Consider the following 17,136-nt stretch of genomic DNA (forward strand, 5'->3'; position numbering starts at 1 on the left):
CTGATTTAATATGATTAATATGTAATAGCCTGTGCTGCAGAGAAACCGGCGCGCCATAATCTCAAGATTTTTTTGGACATCCGGCGTCCACCCCATGAAAACCGCCAGATTGGGACTGATTTTCTAAAAAACTGGCGTACGCCGCCTGATATCCACTTTTTTGATATTTTACTGTAGGACGCTAAAGTTTTTCCGGCTATCTGTCTGCATTTCTTTCTGCCGCCGCCATTTTGCCTTAAAAAGGTTTTGGATTTGGCACTTTCTCATAGGTCTACACCATGTATACAGAAATCAAGCCCAAAATTGGCGCACGAAAATTTCGCTTAAAGTTTCGTGAACCAGGTGCTACGGTATCCTTTCTGCAAATCTTGCAACAGAATAATATTTTTCTCCACTCGCCGATTTACCTCCTGCTGCACTCATTTTTCTTCCGTGAACCCAGTGAATCCGCTGGTCTTCGTCAGTACGCCGTCCTTGTCCACAAAAAGCGCTTCCACACCGTCAATACCCTCAATAAAGTCGATACCCTCTTCCACGCCCAACATGAGGCATATAGTCGCCATAGCGTCACAGTCGGCAGAGGTTCCTTTATCACCCACGAGACTTACGCTAACTACATCGTTATTCACCGGCCAGCCGGTTTCCACATCTAATATATGATGGTAGTAAGTTCCGTCCGCTCCTTCAAATCCGCGCTCGTAGATACCGGAGGTCACCACCGTTTTATTTGCGGTCTCCACATAGCCGACAATTTCTCCACTATCAGAAAACGGCTTTTCAATACCAATTTTAAAGGCATCGCCGCCCTTATCGCCAATTACGATAATATTGCCGCCAAAGTTGACAACGGCGCTGGTAACGCCCAATTCTTCCAGACACTCCGCCGCACGGTCAGCCACATAGCCCTTTCCTATGCCGCCTAAGGTAATCTCCGCCTTAGGATTTTCCAGCGTTACATCATTTCCGTCAATCTTCACCGCCAGGTAGTCAACACCCTGCATAGCTTCCTCCACTGCCGCCGTAGAAGGCACCTTCGGCTCCGACTCATGAAAATCCCACAAAGCAGCTGCTTTTCCGATGGTGATATCAAACTTTCCGCTGGAAAGATCGCCATAATACAATGCCTTTTTCAGCAAAGAAACCGTTCGCAGGTCGCATGCAACAGCCTTGCCGTCTGCATGATTTACCTTGTAAATATCACTGCCCTCAATGGTCGCACTGATCAGCGACTCGTACTCCGCACATAATGCAAAAGCTGTGTTAATGGCATTCTCCGCATTCTCCTGCCCCATAGCTTCCATATCGTAAATCGTAATCTGGCATAGAGTGTCCATGTAGTAACTTGTTTTTGATACCGGCTTTTCTGTACAGCCAGTCTGTGTTATAATAATAGAAGCAGTCATTATCGCAATGACCGCAATGGAAAGAAATTTTTTCATTACATATACCTCAAACTTTATTGGAGTTTTTATGTTCAAAATCATCAACAAGGCTGATATCGTGCTCTTTTTCTGCCTGCTTCTCATGGGTCTTGGTCTTTCTGCGTGGTCCCTCACATCGGGCGGTGCTGGGCAACAGGTCATCGTCACGGTGAACGGACAGCACTATGGCACCTACAGCCTCTTCGAAAATCAGACGATAGAGATTCAGCAAAAGAATCATCTTAATAAGATTACCATAAAAGACGGCACGGTGCAAATGACTTATTCCGACTGCCACAACCAGGTGTGCGTCAAAGACGGCAAGGTTCGCATGGCAAATCAGAGCATTGTCTGCCTGCCAAACAAAGTCATGGTCGAAATCGTCGGCGGAGAGGGGGAGCTTGATGCAATCTCAAATTAGTACTCGTACCCGAAGAACTAAGGCGCTAGCCCTTTCTGCCATGTTCGCCTGTCTTGCGCTGATTTTTTCCTATGTAGAAGCAATAATTCCTTTTAACATCGGAATCCCCGGTGTCAAACTGGGGCTAGCCAATCTAGTCATTGTCATCGCCCTGTACGAGCTGAATTTTCGCTACGCCTTTGTCATCAACATGATCCGAATCCTGCTGGCAGGACTTTTGTTTAGCGGCGTATTCGGTGCGCTTTACTCACTGGCTGGCGGCATTTTGTCCCTACTCGTCATGTGGATTTTGAAAAAGACCGAACTGTTCAGCATGGTCGGCATCAGCATGGCAGGCGGCGTGGCGCACAACATGGGGCAGCTTTTGGTCGCCGCCGCCATCGTATCCAATCTGCGCATGTTCCTGTATTTTCCGATATTGATGTTCAGTGGGCTTGTAACCGGCATTCTCATGGGCATTGTCGCATATGTCATCGACAACAAAATACCAAAAAGTATATTTAGATAGAAAGAGGTTTTTTATGAAACAGCAATTAATTGACCTGCGCACACGCATGCAGCAGGCAGGCGTTGACGCCTACATCATTCCAACCACAGATTTTCACGGCTCCGAATATGTCAATGACTACTTCAAATGCCGCAAATTCCTTTCAGGTTTCACAGGCTCCGCGGGAACCGTGGTTGTCACACAGGAGGAAGCATATCTCTGGACGGACGGCAGATATTTTCTACAAGCGACGGATCAGCTAAAAGATACCGGCATCGGCCTGATGAAAATGGGGCAGCCAGGGGTTCCGACCATCGACGCTTATTTAAAAGAAAAGTTGACGCCGGAAAACACCATCGGCTTTGACGGCAGAGTCTGCGATTACGCCTTTGGCTGCAAACTGGAAAGCATCTGCAAAGTAAACTACGAACTGGATCTGGTCGGTGACATCTGGAAAGACCGCCCCGCTATCAAACCGTCTAGGATTTACGGGCTGCCGTCCTCTGTCACCGGTGAAACAGCTGGTTCCAAGCTGGCGCGGGTTCGCAGCTATATGGAAAAAAAGGGCGCTGACTATCATCTCATCACGAAACTAGAAGAAATCGCATGGCTTTTCAACGTGCGCGGCGACGATGTCGCCAATACCCCGGTATTCTTCAGCTTTGCGCTGATTGCCAGGGATCACGCATACCTTTATGTCATGGACGAAGCCTTTGAAGAAGAAGACGTCCGTCCATATTTCCAGATTTTTGAAGACATCAAGATGATTCCGCAAGGTACAATCCTGCTGGATGAAGATGTCGTCAGCTATGCTTTGGTGCGTTCTCTGCCTGAAAAAGTACGAATCATCAACAGCAGCAGTCCGGTTACCATGATGAAAGCCCTAAAGAATGAGGACGAAACCAGAAGTACAAAAAATGCCCATCTAAAAGACGGCGCTGCTATGGTAAACTTCATCTACTGGCTGAAGCATACCGTCGGCAAAGAGGAAATCACAGAAATTTCTGCTGCTGATTACCTGGAACAATGCCGCAGAGAGCAGGAAGGCTGTTATGACCTCAGTTTTACCACCATTTCCGGTTATATGTCAAACGGCGCTATCGTCCACTACGAAGCGACGCCGGCAACCGACAAGACACTAAAACCAGAAGGGTTTCTTCTGGTGGATTCCGGTGGACAGTACGAGGACGGCACCACCGATATTACTAGAACCATCGCCCTAGGACCTTTGTCGCAGAAAATGAAAGAGCACTACACCACAGTGCTTCGCTGTCACATTCGTCTTGCCATGGCAAAATTCCCCGTGGGTACTACCGGCAGTGAGCTTGACACTTTGACCAGACAGCCGCTTCATGCCATCGGTCTTGACTACAACCACGGCACTGGGCACGGCGTCGGTCATCTGCTCAGCGTCCACGAAGGGCCCCAGACCATCAGCGGTAAACCTGGCTGTGATGTGCCGTTTTATCAGAACATGATCACTAGCAATGAGCCGGGCGTTTATCTGGAAGGAGAATACGGAATCAGGCTGGAAAATGAAATTCTCTGTGTTGACGCTGCAAACGGAAAACTGGGCTTTGAAAACCTGACTTTCTGCCCATTTGACAGGGAGGCAATTCTTCCAGAGCTTTTGACAGAAGAGGAACTGGCATGGCTCAACAACTACCACAGAGAAGTCTACGAAAAAATCGCACCGCGGGTATCCGCAGAAACTTCCGCCTGGCTGAAAGAGCAAACAGAGAAGATATAAAAGAATATATAAAATTCAAAGCAGCGGCTGGTTTTCCAGTCGCTGTGTTTAATTTATTCTGGTTTCTCGAAATTCTCTTGACATCCAAAACATATTGTAGTATCGTTTGTTTATAAATAAACGTTTTATAAATTCGTTTATTTATAACGGCACATGTCATTATTAATCTATCATTATTGAAGAAAGGACAAGAGAACTATGCAAAAACTACTTCAAAAAATCGGTTTAGGCGAAAAGATGTCAAGGAATTTCTGGGCAATTCTAACCGTCGCTTTCGGTGGTGCCATCATCTATGGTCTGCCATATTTCAGATTTGACTATTACGATGTTTATCTGGAAACCTATCATCTGACCAATACCCAGATGGGTGTATTCGGCAGTGTACTGGGTATCTTCGGTATGATTTCCTACCTATTCGGAGGAATTGTCGCCGACAGATTCTCCACCAGAATGATTCTGACCGTATCGCTGATCGGAACAGGTCTGGGCGGATTTGCTCATCTGCTCCCGCTAAACTACACTGCTCTTCTATGTCTCTACGCATTCTGGGGAATTTCCTCCCTGTTTGCATTCTGGCCTGCCTGTGTTAAAGCAGTGCGTATACTCTCCGGTTCCGGCGACCAGGGTAAAGCCTTCGGCTTCTTTGAAGGCGGCAGAGGCATCGGCGCCGCTTTAATGGCGATGGGCGCAGTAGTCGCATTCAGAATCGGTATCGGTCAAATTGACAATCAGGCACAGGGAATGAAATACGTTATCATATACTACTCTGTTCTGACTATTCTGATGGGAATTTTAGCATTCCTCACCGTTAAAGACGGCAAGATGGAAGCCAGCGACAGAATCTCCTTCAAAGGCATTGGTCAGGTTCTGAAGCTGCCTGCAGTATGGATTATCGGATTCGTTACCTTCTGCAACTATGTATTCACCCTTTCCCTGTACTACTTCACACCGTATGCTACAGGTATTTTAGGCGCTACCGTTACTTTTGCTGCAACTCTAGCCGCTCTGAAAAGATGGCTTGGTACTGTCAGCAGTGTGGCAGGCGGCTATATGAGTGACAGAATCGGAACAGGCAAAACGATTTTGATATCCTTCTTAATTATGGCTGCAGGTACCGCAGGCATTTTACTGCTGCCGACTAATGCTAAGAGCATCATTGCATTCACTGTCATTTTCATGATCATTTATATCTTCTACAGTGTAAACTATGCGCAAACTTGGGCAATGATGGACGAAGGCGCAATCCCTGAAAAATATTCCGGCACTGCGGCAGGTATCATCTCCACTGTTGGTTATCTGCCTGAAATCTTCGTCTCCGTCATGGCAGGTATCATGATTGACCAAAACCCAGGCGTTGGCGGCTACAGACAGTTCTTCGGATTCATGATCGGCATGCTGCTGCTTGGCGCTGTCATCACCGTAGTATGGATTAGATTCCTGAAGAAAAACAACGCAAACACAACAAATCAAGAAGCATAAGCAATTAGAATGGTAACTATGATGAAAAAAGAAAGTGTAAACAAAGAAATATTATTTGAAAGGGTCTATGTAGAAACGCCTGTCGATACTGACGGCGACGGCAGGTATGACCTGATTGCCGTTTACATCAGACGACCTGTATCAACACTTCACGGCGAAAAAGTTCCTGCTATCTATGTGGCCAATCCGTATATGCTGTCCTGTAATGAGAACTGGTATGCGCCGCACAATGTAAATCAGGAAGTAAAAGTATATCCTGCACAAAACATTGCCGAGGAAGATATTCGCTACGACTTTTCCAAGGAGCCAACCCTTGCAGTCACGGAGCATCGTAAGACCAGCGGCTATGCTAAGACCTCTCCCTGCACGGAAGAGGTTGAACTGGAAGGCATCAATCCCATTTACGATCATTTTAACGCAAGAGGCTATGGCTGCGTATTCTGTGGCGGACTGGGCACTAGAGGCTCCGAAGGCTTTACACTGTCGGGTTCGCGCGAAGAGATTCTTGCTTTCCGTTCCGTCATAGACTGGCTCTGCGGCAGATGTCGTGCTTTTACCAACAAAACCGACAACATTGAGATTAAAGCAGATTGGTGCACAGGTAAAGTCGCTATGTCAGCGAAATCCTACCTCGGAACTATGTGTATCGGCGTAGCAGCTACCGGCGTGGAAGGACTGGAAACCATTATTCCCGAAGCAGGCATCTGCAACTGGTACGACTACTATCGATACAACGGGCTGACTGTACCTGCCCTTGACTGGCAGGGAGACGATCTGGACATCCTTGCAAAGTACTGTTTTAGCAGGGCTAAAGATCCAGATGACTACGAAAAAATCAAAGACGCTTATGCCCAGCAGCTGGAAAATCTGTTCATAAACGAAGACCGGGATTCCGGCAATTACAACCGGTTCTGGGATCAGCGCAACTATCTGAGACAAATCGAAAACTTCAAAGCCTCAGTATTTATCATTCACGGTCTCAACGACTGGAATGTAAAGACAAATCAGTGCATTCCCCTTTTTCAGGCTCTGGAAAAGCAAGGAGTTGAGCGAAAGCTTCTGCTTCATCAGGGTGAGCATGTCTACATATATGCGCTGAAAGACGCAGGGGTGCTCTCTATGCTGGAACGCTGGCTGGATCACTATCTAAAGGGCATCGATAACGGCGCTGAAAAAGAACCAAAAGTTTTGGTAGAAAGCAACACAGATCAATCCCGCTGGTTTGCCTCTGATACATGGCCTCCGGCAGACTGGTCTTATGTGGACTTCCCGATTCGCAGCGCTAGCAATCAAAAGACTTCCGTTATCGTCGATGATCTATCTAAAACAGCCTACGACAAAGCTTCCGACAATCAGAAAGAGTGGCTGGACAACTTGGTTTTAGCCGAAGAAAAAGACGCACCATACCGCTGCAGATTTTTCTGGGATCCGTGGGAAGCAGATACCTCAGCGCAGAAAACAGCTCACTGCAGCGCCGATGAACTGCGCATCTCCGGCACCATCAAAGTATCCTTTGATGCAGCCATCGATAAAAAAACGGCTATTCTCAGCGCTATGTTGGTAGATATAGGCGCAGACTGCCGAATTACCGCTGAGCAAGTGCCTGTCGAAGGGGATAATACTTTCGTCTTTGGCACGGAAGCCTCCCCATCTGCATATAAAGTGATCAGCCGCGGCTGGCTCAATGCGCAGAATCGAACCTGTCTCTGGAGCAAGGAAGATATTATAGCTGGACAGATTTACAGCTACGATTTTGATATGGTTCCGACAGATCACAGCTTGAAAAAAGGTCATAAACTGGCGCTTATTCTATACGGCATTGATGCCCAGCAGACATTGCGGCCGGATACAGTCACCAGAATTGAAATTCCTACAGACAGCATCCGGGTACAAATTCCTCTGCTTTAGGCACATAATTAAAACTATTACAAAGGCTGCCTTCCCGGCGGCCTTTGCTCATATTTGCAATGCCAAAATCTATAGCCCTTGTGGCTGCGGCAGCCATATATAGCAGCATGGCAAAGGCATGAAAAATATCATTAGCCATCAATACTGACAAAATGATAGCAGAATGCAGGATTTTGTCAGTAAATCGTAAAGAATCCATCTTAATACGCCTGAAATCCTGACAGAACTGACAAAATCAAAAATAATTGTCAGTATTGGCAGGAATTTTGAAAGAAACACTGACAAAACTGACATAAATCTAAAAAGCTGTCAGTTTTGTCAGTTCCAGAAAATCATTAAACGTTTTTCGTGCGTTTGCCGTGTATAGCAGGAAGAACACTTGCCATTCAAAGCAAAATATGATATCGTTTTTGTATAGACTTTTGCATTCAGGAGGATTTTAATGGAATTAAAAGAATTAACAGTCTCCGAACTTTCTAGCGGCTATTACCGTTCAAAGGAAACCGGACAGCTTACCTGCATCTTCTGCGGCGAAGCTTTTGAGGAAGGACTTATCTATAATTCCCGAGGAAGAAATGTCACGGCTCAGCGCGCCATAGCAGAGCATATCTTCGACCGACACGGCGGCGTATTTCACGGGCTGATTCAGCTGGACAAGCAGATTAACGGTCTCTCCGAAGTGCAGAAAGATATTCTCACCGGCATGTATGAAGATATCGATAACAAAACCTTGGGCGAAGAACTTCACATCAGTACCGCTACAGTTCGCACCCACAAATTCAATATACAGAAAACGAAGCGTCAGGCACAGATTCTGCTGGCAATTCTCGCACAAATTGAGGACGAGGAACTGGTAGCAGCCAGAAAACAGCTGTCAGATGAGAGTGCAGAAAAGGCACCGATAGATTTTCCAAAGCCAAATCAGGATTTCTGCCGCAACACCCTGCACCCGTTCTTCACTACATTTGACTTAAAATAGCGACATAAGAGTTTCAGGAGGTAGTTAAAACTATGATCGGATATTACAACAAACTCGCAGAGTTTAAAAAACTGATCAGCCGCATAGAGTATTTATCCTATACGCAAAATTCTCTGATTTACTGGGATAAGCTCACCTATATGCCGCCTGGCGCCATCTCCTATCGTGCCAAAGTCCTCGCTTTTCTGGCAGATGAGCAGTACAGATTTATGTCTTCTGCAGAATTCAACAGCTACATGGCTTACTTTGATCATCACAAGAAAAATGACGCTCTGACCAAGTCCATGATTGCGCAGATAAAGCAGAGCGCCGAATACGTACGGCGGATTCCCGAAGATGAATACCAGGCATATATCCAGCTGATTGCCGTTTCTGAGCAAGTTTGGGAAGAGGCAAAGGAGAAGTGTGATTTTGCCTTATTTCAGCCATATTTAGAAAAAATCTTCAGCACTTTTAAAAGTTTTACGAAGTATTGGGGATATGAAAAAGATCCTTATGACGCTCTTTTGAACTATTATGAGCCTGGACTCACAACAGAAACGATTGATAATTATTTGGTGAAGCTAAAGCCTTTTCTCATAGATCTCTACAGTCAGATTCAGCAGTTAAACCGTTCCTCCCTTTCTTCCTGCGAAATCCTTCCAGTCATGGGCGGCAGCAGCCAGAAAGCCCTTTGGGAGCATCTTCTTAAAAAAATGGGGTTCAGCTTTCATACTGGGCGCGTGGATATCGGTTCACACCCCACAGTTCTTGCCAATTCTCCCGATGATGTGCGCATTGTCAACGCCTACCGCGAAGATAATACAGTTTTCGGTCTGTTCAATGTCATGCACTCTGCAGGCAAAGGCATCTACCAGCAGTCCATCAGCAAGGATTTGCTGGGTACTTTTCTGGCAAAGGTACCTTCTTTCGCCTTGGAAGAAGGAATCGGGCGGTTCTATGAAAACATCATCGGAAGGAGCAAAGGCTTTGCTGAATTTTTTACACGGGAACTTTCGGTTTTCTCTGGCGGCAGCCACTTGCTTTCCGCTCAGCGTTTCTATGAAGATGTCAATGCAGTAACACAGGCCCCAATCCGTCTGCAGGCAGATGAACTGACTTATCTGCTTCACGTTATCATTCGCTATGAAATCGAGCGGGATCTCATCAATGACCGTCTTAAGGTTTCCGATCTGCCTGAGGTTTGGAATCAAAAATACCAGGAAATGCTGGGTTGCACACCTGCCAACGATGGAGAAGGCGTGCTGCAGGATATCCACTGGGCTGCCGGTTATGTCGGATATTTTCCGACCTATCTGGTCGCAAATCTTGCAGCTGCACAGCTGGCAACTGCTATCGATACCAGCTGCGGCCATCTGGACGATCTGATAGCAAAAGGAGATTTCGCTGCAATCAACCAATGGCTGAAAGAAAATATCTTCACCTACGGGGCACAGTATTCCACCAGCCAGCTCCTAAAATCAGCTTCCGGCAGCTCGCTGTCATCCCAGCCCTACATGGCTTATCTGCAGAAAAAATATACAGAAGTGTACAAATTATAATTTCCAAGGCGCAGTGAGTATATCATGGCAGCATCCTTTGAGAAATCTATGCTAAACAAAAACCGGCTTCATGCCGGTTTTTATTAAATCGTTATCAATTTTTCAAAGCAGTAATGGGTACAACATATACACCATCTTCCCTTTGATATGCTGCATTTGACATACCGCATATCACGCACAAAATTGCAGGCAGTTTCCCTTTGGGCTCTTTTTCAATATCTTTTTTAAGGCGAAGTAAGGCTTCTGCTGCTGCTTCTATCTGATTGGCACCCAGCTTAATCTCAAAAGCACTCCACTTTCCATCAGGCATTTCAACAACAGCGTCAATTTCGCCGCCTCTATAATCCTGATAATGATAGAGCTTTCCGCCAAAAGACTCCGCATAAATCTTTAAATCCCGCTCGCATAGAGACTCAAAGAGAAATCCCAACGTCTCTAAATCGCCGAGAAGTCTTTCCGGTGTAGCTTTCAGCAAAGCACACGCTAAGGAAGGGTCCGAAAAATGCCTCTTCACCGCCTGTTTTACACGAACAGAGGAGCGAATTTCAGTTGAAAACGGAGGCTGATTATCAGTAATAAACAGTCTTGCAAAAATATCCAGATATTCTTTTACCGTTTCGATATCAATATCCTCATCATCTATTTCTTTCATATCATTTTTTAAGGTTTTATTTGTAACAGTTGTGCTCTCATTTCGGGCAAGGGAGCGCAGCAGTTTCTCCATTTTAACAGTATTTCGCTTTACCCCATCTATGTGATATACGTCATCTTCAATGACCGCGCTTAAATATTCCTCAGGTATGATTGCTGCCTGCTCCTGTGATAATCCCAAACTACCCGGCCATCCTCCACGAATGATATAGAAAATCAATTTTCGCAAATCCACGTTTCCTGTCATTACAGCTTGGAAGTCACCCTTACAGAGTTTCTCCAAGGAAACTTCTCCTGAAGAATCACCCGACTCATACAGCGACATCGGACGCATTCGCAATCTCGCAATTCGCCCTGCCCCACTATGCAGAATCCCTTTGTGATTAGGCGTCGCTGAACCGGTCAAAATAAATTGCCCCTTTTCCCCCGTCTGATCCACCTTATGTCTAACTGCGTCCCATATAAGCGGCACTTCTTGCCATTCATCAACAAGTCTAGGTGTTTCCCCCTCTAAAACCAACTCCGGCGATAACTCTGCCAATTTCCTGTTCTGAAAATTACCTTCCGGATTGCCAATTAAAATTTCACTATTGCTATGAAAAGAAGACGTCCAAGTCTTCCCGCACCATTTAGGTCCTTCTACGCATACCGCTCCGAAAACTTGCAGATATTCTTCAATGGTTTTATCAATGATTCTCGGCATATAATATTTCTTGTCCATGCTCTCACCTCTACCATTATTGTACCCCAATCCGATAGATTTTACAACCTTATTCCTATTTATTTTATTTTTTCAACCCGATTGATTTCACATTTTCAACCCTACTAATTTTAAAAAAACAACCGGATTCCTGCAAGGTCGCCGGTTGTTTTCTATTTATATTCTACCTCTTATCTCTCCGCATACTTTCCGATAATCGCCAGTATCAATTCCGCGGTTTTCTCCATATGGTCGATATTGGCAACTTCGGTCACGGAGTGGTGATTCCAAGAGCCGGTTCCAAGGTTCGGGCAAGGCACGCCTTTGAAAGAAAGCTCCGCACCGTCTGTACCGCCGCGAATAGCCGGCACACGAGGTGCAATGCCAAGCTCAGCAATCGCTTCTTTCGCGTAGTCAATCAAGTGCATGTGAGGTCTTACCATCTCCGTCATGTTGCGGTAGCCGTCGGTCACTTCTGCAGTCACTGTGCCATCACCGTACTTAAAGTTGAGCAGTTCCGCCACTTTGCGCACTGTATCTTTTCTCTTTGCAAACTTTTCAGCATCGTGTTCTCTGATGATATAGCGCAAGGTCGCGGTACTGCAATCGCCGTCCATGTGCATGAGGTGATAAAATCCCTCGTAGTTTTCCGTGTGCTCCGGTCTTTCAAACGGCGGCAGCATAGCGTTAAACTCCATAGCAATGAGCATGGCGTTCTTCATTTTGTCCTTAGCTTCTCCCGGATGGGTTTCTACACCCTGCACGGTGATTTTGGCAGAAGCGCCGTTGAAATTCTCATATTCGATATCGCCAAGATCTGCCCCGTCCACCGTGTAAGCAAACTCTGCGCCGAATGCTTCCACATTGAAGTTGTCCTGACTTGTGCCGATTTCCTCATCAGGCGTAAAAGAGAATGCAATCTTGCCGTGTTTCGTCTCAGGGTGAGCCGTAAGATATTCCAGTGCCGTCATAATTTCTGCAACGCCGGCTTTATCATCACCGCCCAGCAGGGTTGTTCCATCAGTTACAATCAGGCTGCATCCTTTAGCATTTCGCAGATTTTCATCGGTTTTCGGATCCAGCACAGCCCCTGATTCCAGGGTAATTATACCGCCGTCGTAGTTTTCAATGACGCGAGGCATTTTTACCGGTGATGGATGGGCGTCAGCCGTGTCCATATGCGCAATAAAACCGATGGTCGGCACATTTTTATCCAAATTTGACGGAATACTGCCGTAAATATATCCCATATCATCAAGGCGTACATCGGCAATGCCAAGGTCCTTCAACTCATCTACCAGTGCCTGCGCAAAATCCTTCTGTCCCGGCGTGCTCGGCACCGTACCGGTCCCCTCCAGCGACTGGGTGTTCATCATCACATACTTCAAAAATCTTTCCTGTAGTTTCATTCTTTTCCTCCTATAAAATCTTTTTATTTTTCTTTGCCCAGGCAGCAATTTTCCTGTAAAGCTGTCTGACCGCTTCTTCCTCTTCTTCGCTTACTGGCGTATTTCCAAAAGCTGCCCTGCTGACGATTTCCGTCGCCCGCTGTGCTTCCTCCTCGCTGACTTCCGCTACCGCTATCGCCAGTTTCTGCGCAAAATCCTCTTCACTGCCGTCATAACCGGAAAGTACTCCCGCACCCTGCAGTTTTTCCAGCATTTTCGCAAATGCCTTTCGGCAGTTCATCCTGTCAAGGGAACGCACATACAACTTTCTTCCCAAAACTGCGGCGGCTATGGTCACGAATACTGCCGCAAGCAGTGCCAGGACTATCACTTCAAGACGCGTGCTGCGTCCGCTCTCCTCCTCTTCCGGATTCTGATCCAAGCCTGTCTCCGGCTCATCATCTTTCTTATCAGGTGTATCAGGACGCTCTGTCTCATCCGTTTCACCTTCTGTTCTCTCAAAATCCGGTCGCACAGCTTCTGCGCTGCTCTCTGCTCCCTCATCTGAAGGCGTCACTTCAACCGGCGTCCAGCCCATCTCATCATCAAAAATCTCCGGCCATGCGTGGGCATTTCCATCTGTGACCACTGCATAATATAGTCCATCCTCTCCTTGTACAAAGTCCGACGGCTTCACCGCAAATCCCATGGCATAACGGGCAGGTACACCGTACATCCTGTATAGCATCGTCGCCGCCGAAGCAAAATGCTGGCAGTATCCTCGCTGGCTTTCAAAAAGAAAATATTCTATCGGCTCACGCCCCAACGGAATTCTTCCCGGAGACTGCGTATATGTACCGTGAGTCAGCAGATAATTTTTGATAAAGGCTGTAATATCCGCTTCCCCTTTCATAGGATTCTCCTGCTGCAGGCTGCTCAGCTTTGGAAGACTCTTCCTGTTCACCTGTGTGTAAGCACGCTGCGCCGCATCTGCGTATTTCCTATGCAGACTGCGCTCTCTTTCAAAGAGAAGATTTTGTCGCTGTCTATATATATTATCGTCATTTTCATCAAATCCCACAACAAAGCGAGAAGTCACTATCGCATCCCAATCCGGCTCCATATCCTTTTTCTCAAAATATGCATAGCCCTCTTCCCCGGCTTGCAGCACGTGGTTCTCCCAGGAGGCATTGTGCCACTGACTATAGTAAATCCCATAAGACTGCGAGTCCTGATCTGCACGCCTTACGTAGAGAATCCGTTCCTTCTCTGCGCCTGCACGGTTCACGTCGTAATACATATTAATAAAACGATTTACCGTATCGGCTCTGCTATCTATCTCATTCAAAATCTCCCTGTCCGCCGCGGGAAGCCAAGTTCCGTTGCTATATGTACCTCCGCTGAAATCCCGCAGATAGATGGTCTCCGTCGGCTTTTCCTCAGCACGGACTTCCATGACCACCGTGTCTGATGTGTACAGATTTCCTCTGTTAATTCTCCGCACGTTCTGCCGGTTTTTCACAGTAATTGTGATTTCACTCTCAATCTGCTGCAAAGTCGGGTCAATCGCTTCCGCCCAGCGATACAAAAACCCATCGCCGCTTCCTGCTATTACATGAGAGACCAGCAGCAAAACAGCCAGCATCCCTGCCGTAATACCTCCGGCTTTTCGCATCACCTTTGGACTTCCTTCTGCCTTTTCTCCAAAGTGAACCGCTGTAAAAAGCACCTGATAAAGTCCCAGCAAAATAATACAGAGCCAGCCGGGGTCGATTCCGGTAATCGGCACGCTGAGCAGAAGCGCCATGGACAGCACCCACATGATAAAATGCCAGCCCAAAACGCACTCTGTCAAAAACAGCAATACAGAAAGTCCGCCAAAGACGCAGACCAAAAATCCGGTCATGTCGTACATGTACCAGTAAAGCCTACCCTCTATACAGCCGAGAAAATATGGAAACATTTGAATTTGTGCCAAAATCCAGTCGTCCCAAATGAGAACGCACCCTGCAAAAAGCACAGCGACTGCAACAGGCAGCGCTTTCGCCTTAATCCCGTAAAGGCTCCAAAATAGAAGGCATGGCGCAGCCGCCGCAAAGACAACCAGCTGCCTTTGGCAAATTAAGTCCTCTATGTCAAACACATAAGTTAATATTCCCAAGATTCCAATCAAGAGAAGAATCAGATGGAAAACGGTATTTCTATTTTTCATCAAATCCCTCCCCGATATAAACGGTCTGCGCCAGCTGTTCGCTGAGCTTTTCCGCCTCAAAAATCGCAACCCTTTTCTTTCCATAGAAAAGATTCAGCTCTAAATCCAGACAAAATCCTTTTGCACAAGCCGCCTCATCGCCGGCTGTCAATCCATTAAACCGGTCTTCTTCACGGTAAAGTCTGCATAAAAGCAGGTCTATTTCCCTCTCAGAACTAATCCTTGCGCTCTGCAGCGTGTTGTTCTCACACCGCCAGCACACTCTTAGAGACCTTCCCACCGCCAAGAGTCCGGCAACTACCCCATACAGCACCTGATAAAAGGCACTGATTTTTTCCGGTTCATACTCGTCACACCCGGCTAAATCCAGAAACAGTTCACTGCATGCGTCACTGATTTCACGATATTCCTTTACGAAGAGATTATCTGAACGAACACTCTGCTTCCATGCGATATCCCTGGCTCTGTCGCCCTGCTGATATTCGCGAATCTGAAAAAGTTCCCGCTCTGTCTCTTCCTCCGCTGCGCTGCTCCCTTCAAGGCAAATACGCAGCACATGTTTTGGCGGAAGTACTGCGATTTCTATAGATGTCTTCTGCGCAAAGCGCCTTCTGAAAAGTCCCAAATAATCCCAAAGATACGCTTTTTTTATGGTTACATCTAAAAGACCGCAAAGTTCCGCACGAGCCAGCAGTTTCAGCAGCAGCGCCTCCTTTGCATCTAAGGAAATACTCCGACTTTCCTTTCTCCTGCGGCAATTCTTATCTCGCTTCATCTTTTTAGACGCCGTCTGATTTCTGCGATATCCCCAATTCCATTTCAGCAGCACCTTTGTCACTGGCAGCACGCCAGTATTTTCCACTGTCACAGAGCAAAGGGCATCCTTTTCTGTATGAAGCCGCAGGTTCTGCAGTGACTCCGCGCTCAGTTGCACACGACTTCGCAAATACCAACTGAGAAGATACATGGCAAGAAATAACATCGTTTCCGCTGCTGCCAGCACCATGATGTGCGCTGCATGGAAAAATCCTGCCAAATACCAGCTGACCAAAAAGAGTGAAATTAAAAACACTTTTTTCATAGCTTGGCTCCTATTTTTTACCCATGGCAGGTTTCTTGGTTCTCGTTAGAATTTCCGATAAGATTTCAGCCTTTTCCGCCTGATTCTCTTCGCCGCTGCGGTCTGTCCGAATACGATGCCCCATCACATAAGGGAACACTTCCTGTACATCCTTTGGCATAACAAACTCCCGTCCGTCAAGCCATGCAGCTGCCTTTGCCATCTGACAAAGGGCGATACCCGCTCTGGGACTTGCTCCCTGAAGGAGTCTTTGATGCACTCTGGTTCCTCGCACCAGATTGACAATATATGCAGAAACCTCTTCACCGGCAAAGACTTCGTCGACCTGCTTCTGCACCATCTGCAGAGTCTGAATGTCGAGGTTTTGTTTTACTGTTTCAATCGCAGTTCTTCCGCCTTTTCCCATAATCATAGCAAGCTCGCTGTCAAAATCCGGATAGCCCAAAGACAGACAAATCATAAAGCGCTCCATCTGTGATTCCGGCAAAGGCTGCGTTCCGGCGCTTCCCTCCGGATTTTGCGTAGCAATGACAAAGAAAGGACTCGGCACTTTTCTGGTAACACCCTCCACACTGACCGTACCTTCCTCCATGACCTCCAAAAGGGCTGACTGCGTTTTCGGCGAAGTCCTGTTAATTTCGTCCGCCAAAAGCAGATTGCAGAAAACACTGCCCGGCTGATAAACAAACTGCTCCGTTTCCTTCTGATACATGGAAAATCCCGTCAAATCCGAAGGCAGCACATCGGGCGTAAACTGCACCCGCTTATAGTCCAGTTCCATTTCCCTTGCAATGGTCTCTGCCAAAGTAGTCTTTCCAGTCCCCGGCAAATCCGTAAGCAGGACATGTCCGCCGGAAAGCAGTGCTAAAATTATCTGCTTTACCTGCTCCTCTTTTCCTAAAATTATACTGTTTACATCCTTCATTACCTGCTGCAACGCAGTTCTTGCTTCATTCATGGTAGCACCCCTTTTCTATTCAGACTTGTCTGATAACTATATTCTTATTTTATCATATATTATCTTCTGCTTTCAAGGCACTTCTCTCCTTTTGATTCTATTTTAAAAAAGGGGCGGGTACTCTTAGACGAAAACTTAACCCAAATCAAGAAATGTTCAA

The 17,136-nt window shown here is 46.6% G+C and carries 13 protein-coding genes; 7 read left to right on the plus strand and 6 right to left on the minus strand.

Features of this window, described 5'->3' with window-relative positions:
- Positions 1-419: 419 nt before the first annotated feature.
- Complete coding sequence (locus D1151_RS11940; protein ID WP_243151215.1) at positions 420-1,439, minus strand: FAD:protein FMN transferase; 1,020 nt, start codon at positions 1,437-1,439, stop codon at positions 420-422.
- A 31-nt stretch (positions 1,440-1,470) separates the two neighbouring features.
- Here D1151_RS11940 and D1151_RS11945 point away from each other — a divergent pair, with 31 nt between their 5' ends.
- The 7 genes from D1151_RS11945 to D1151_RS11975 all read left to right on the plus strand — a co-directional run bounded on the left by D1151_RS11945 (position 1,471) and on the right by D1151_RS11975 (position 9,986).
- A complete protein-coding gene (locus D1151_RS11945; protein ID WP_161909038.1) occupies positions 1,471-1,842 on the plus strand; it encodes a NusG domain II-containing protein in 372 nt (123 codons plus the stop codon).
- Positions 1,826-2,350: a Gx transporter family protein gene (locus D1151_RS11950; protein WP_161909039.1), complete on the plus strand. Its 525-nt coding sequence runs from the start codon at positions 1,826-1,828 to the stop codon at positions 2,348-2,350. The genes D1151_RS11945 and D1151_RS11950 overlap by 17 nt, the downstream gene beginning before the upstream one ends.
- Positions 2,351-2,363: 13 nt before the next feature.
- Positions 2,364-4,079, plus strand: coding sequence for an aminopeptidase P family protein (locus D1151_RS11955; RefSeq protein ID WP_161909040.1), 1,716 nt, complete (start codon positions 2,364-2,366; stop codon positions 4,077-4,079).
- Positions 4,080-4,277: 198 nt separating this feature from the next.
- Positions 4,278-5,558, plus strand: a complete 1,281-nt coding sequence (locus tag D1151_RS11960; protein WP_161909041.1) for a nitrate/nitrite transporter — start codon at positions 4,278-4,280, stop codon at positions 5,556-5,558.
- Between the two features lie 18 nt (positions 5,559-5,576).
- On the plus strand, positions 5,577-7,466 hold the full coding sequence (locus D1151_RS11965; RefSeq protein ID WP_161909042.1) for a Xaa-Pro dipeptidyl-peptidase: 1,890 nt from the start codon (positions 5,577-5,579) through the stop codon (positions 7,464-7,466).
- 442 nt (positions 7,467-7,908) lie between these two features.
- Entirely contained in the window at positions 7,909-8,445 is a 537-nt protein-coding gene (locus D1151_RS11970; RefSeq protein ID WP_160201774.1) for a LuxR C-terminal-related transcriptional regulator, read from the plus strand.
- 32 nt (positions 8,446-8,477) lie between these two features.
- Entirely contained in the window at positions 8,478-9,986 is a 1,509-nt protein-coding gene (locus tag D1151_RS11975; RefSeq protein WP_161909043.1) for a carboxypeptidase M32, read from the plus strand.
- Between the two features lie 94 nt (positions 9,987-10,080).
- Here the strand turns inward: D1151_RS11975 and D1151_RS11980 are convergent, their stop codons facing one another.
- From D1151_RS11980 to D1151_RS12000, 5 genes are all read right to left on the minus strand, one after another.
- A complete protein-coding gene (locus D1151_RS11980) occupies positions 10,081-11,358 on the minus strand; it encodes an ATP-binding protein (protein ID WP_161909044.1) in 1,278 nt (425 codons plus the stop codon).
- A gap of 170 nt (positions 11,359-11,528) precedes the next feature.
- Positions 11,529-12,746 carry a peptidase T gene (gene pepT / locus D1151_RS11985; protein ID WP_160201771.1) on the minus strand — a complete coding sequence of 406 codons (1,218 nt, stop codon included), beginning with the start codon at positions 12,744-12,746 and terminating at the stop codon, positions 11,529-11,531.
- Between the two features lie 10 nt (positions 12,747-12,756).
- A complete protein-coding gene (locus tag D1151_RS11990; RefSeq protein WP_161909045.1) occupies positions 12,757-14,937 on the minus strand; it encodes a transglutaminase domain-containing protein in 2,181 nt (726 codons plus the stop codon).
- Positions 14,927-16,018, minus strand: a complete 1,092-nt coding sequence (locus D1151_RS11995; RefSeq protein ID WP_161909046.1) for a DUF58 domain-containing protein — start codon at positions 16,016-16,018, stop codon at positions 14,927-14,929. Before D1151_RS11995 ends, D1151_RS11990 begins: the two co-directional genes overlap by 11 nt.
- Before the next feature lie 10 nt (positions 16,019-16,028).
- Entirely contained in the window at positions 16,029-16,976 is a 948-nt protein-coding gene (locus D1151_RS12000) for a MoxR family ATPase (protein WP_161909047.1), read from the minus strand.
- Positions 16,977-17,136: the final 160 nt, after the last annotated feature.

Source organism: Emergencia sp. 1XD21-10, assembly GCF_009936045.1.
In the GTDB taxonomy this organism is placed as follows: Bacteria; Bacillota; Clostridia; order Peptostreptococcales; family Anaerovoracaceae; genus Senimuribacter; species Senimuribacter intestinalis.

Bases quoted from the DNA above. Each gene is read 5' to 3' on its own strand.
- D1151_RS11940 (WP_243151215.1), bottom strand. From the start codon at position 1,439: ATGAAAAAATTTCTTTCCATTGCGGTCATTGCGATAATGACTGCTTCT.
- D1151_RS11945 (WP_161909038.1), top strand. From the start codon at position 1,471: ATGTTCAAAATCATCAACAAGGCTGATATCGTGCTCTTTTTCTGCCTG.
- D1151_RS11950 (WP_161909039.1), top strand. From the start codon at position 1,826: ATGCAATCTCAAATTAGTACTCGTACCCGAAGAACTAAGGCGCTAGCC.
- D1151_RS11955 (WP_161909040.1), top strand. From the start codon at position 2,364: ATGAAACAGCAATTAATTGACCTGCGCACACGCATGCAGCAGGCAGGC.
- D1151_RS11960 (WP_161909041.1), top strand. From the start codon at position 4,278: ATGCAAAAACTACTTCAAAAAATCGGTTTAGGCGAAAAGATGTCAAGG.
- D1151_RS11965 (WP_161909042.1), top strand. From the start codon at position 5,577: ATGATGAAAAAAGAAAGTGTAAACAAAGAAATATTATTTGAAAGGGTC.
- D1151_RS11970 (WP_160201774.1), top strand. From the start codon at position 7,909: ATGGAATTAAAAGAATTAACAGTCTCCGAACTTTCTAGCGGCTATTAC.
- D1151_RS11975 (WP_161909043.1), top strand. From the start codon at position 8,478: ATGATCGGATATTACAACAAACTCGCAGAGTTTAAAAAACTGATCAGC.
- D1151_RS11980 (WP_161909044.1), bottom strand. From the start codon at position 11,358: ATGGACAAGAAATATTATATGCCGAGAATCATTGATAAAACCATTGAA.
- pepT (WP_160201771.1), bottom strand. From the start codon at position 12,746: ATGAAACTACAGGAAAGATTTTTGAAGTATGTGATGATGAACACCCAG.
- D1151_RS11990 (WP_161909045.1), bottom strand. From the start codon at position 14,937: ATGAAAAATAGAAATACCGTTTTCCATCTGATTCTTCTCTTGATTGGA.
- D1151_RS11995 (WP_161909046.1), bottom strand. From the start codon at position 16,018: ATGAAAAAAGTGTTTTTAATTTCACTCTTTTTGGTCAGCTGGTATTTG.
- D1151_RS12000 (WP_161909047.1), bottom strand. From the start codon at position 16,976: ATGAATGAAGCAAGAACTGCGTTGCAGCAGGTAATGAAGGATGTAAAC.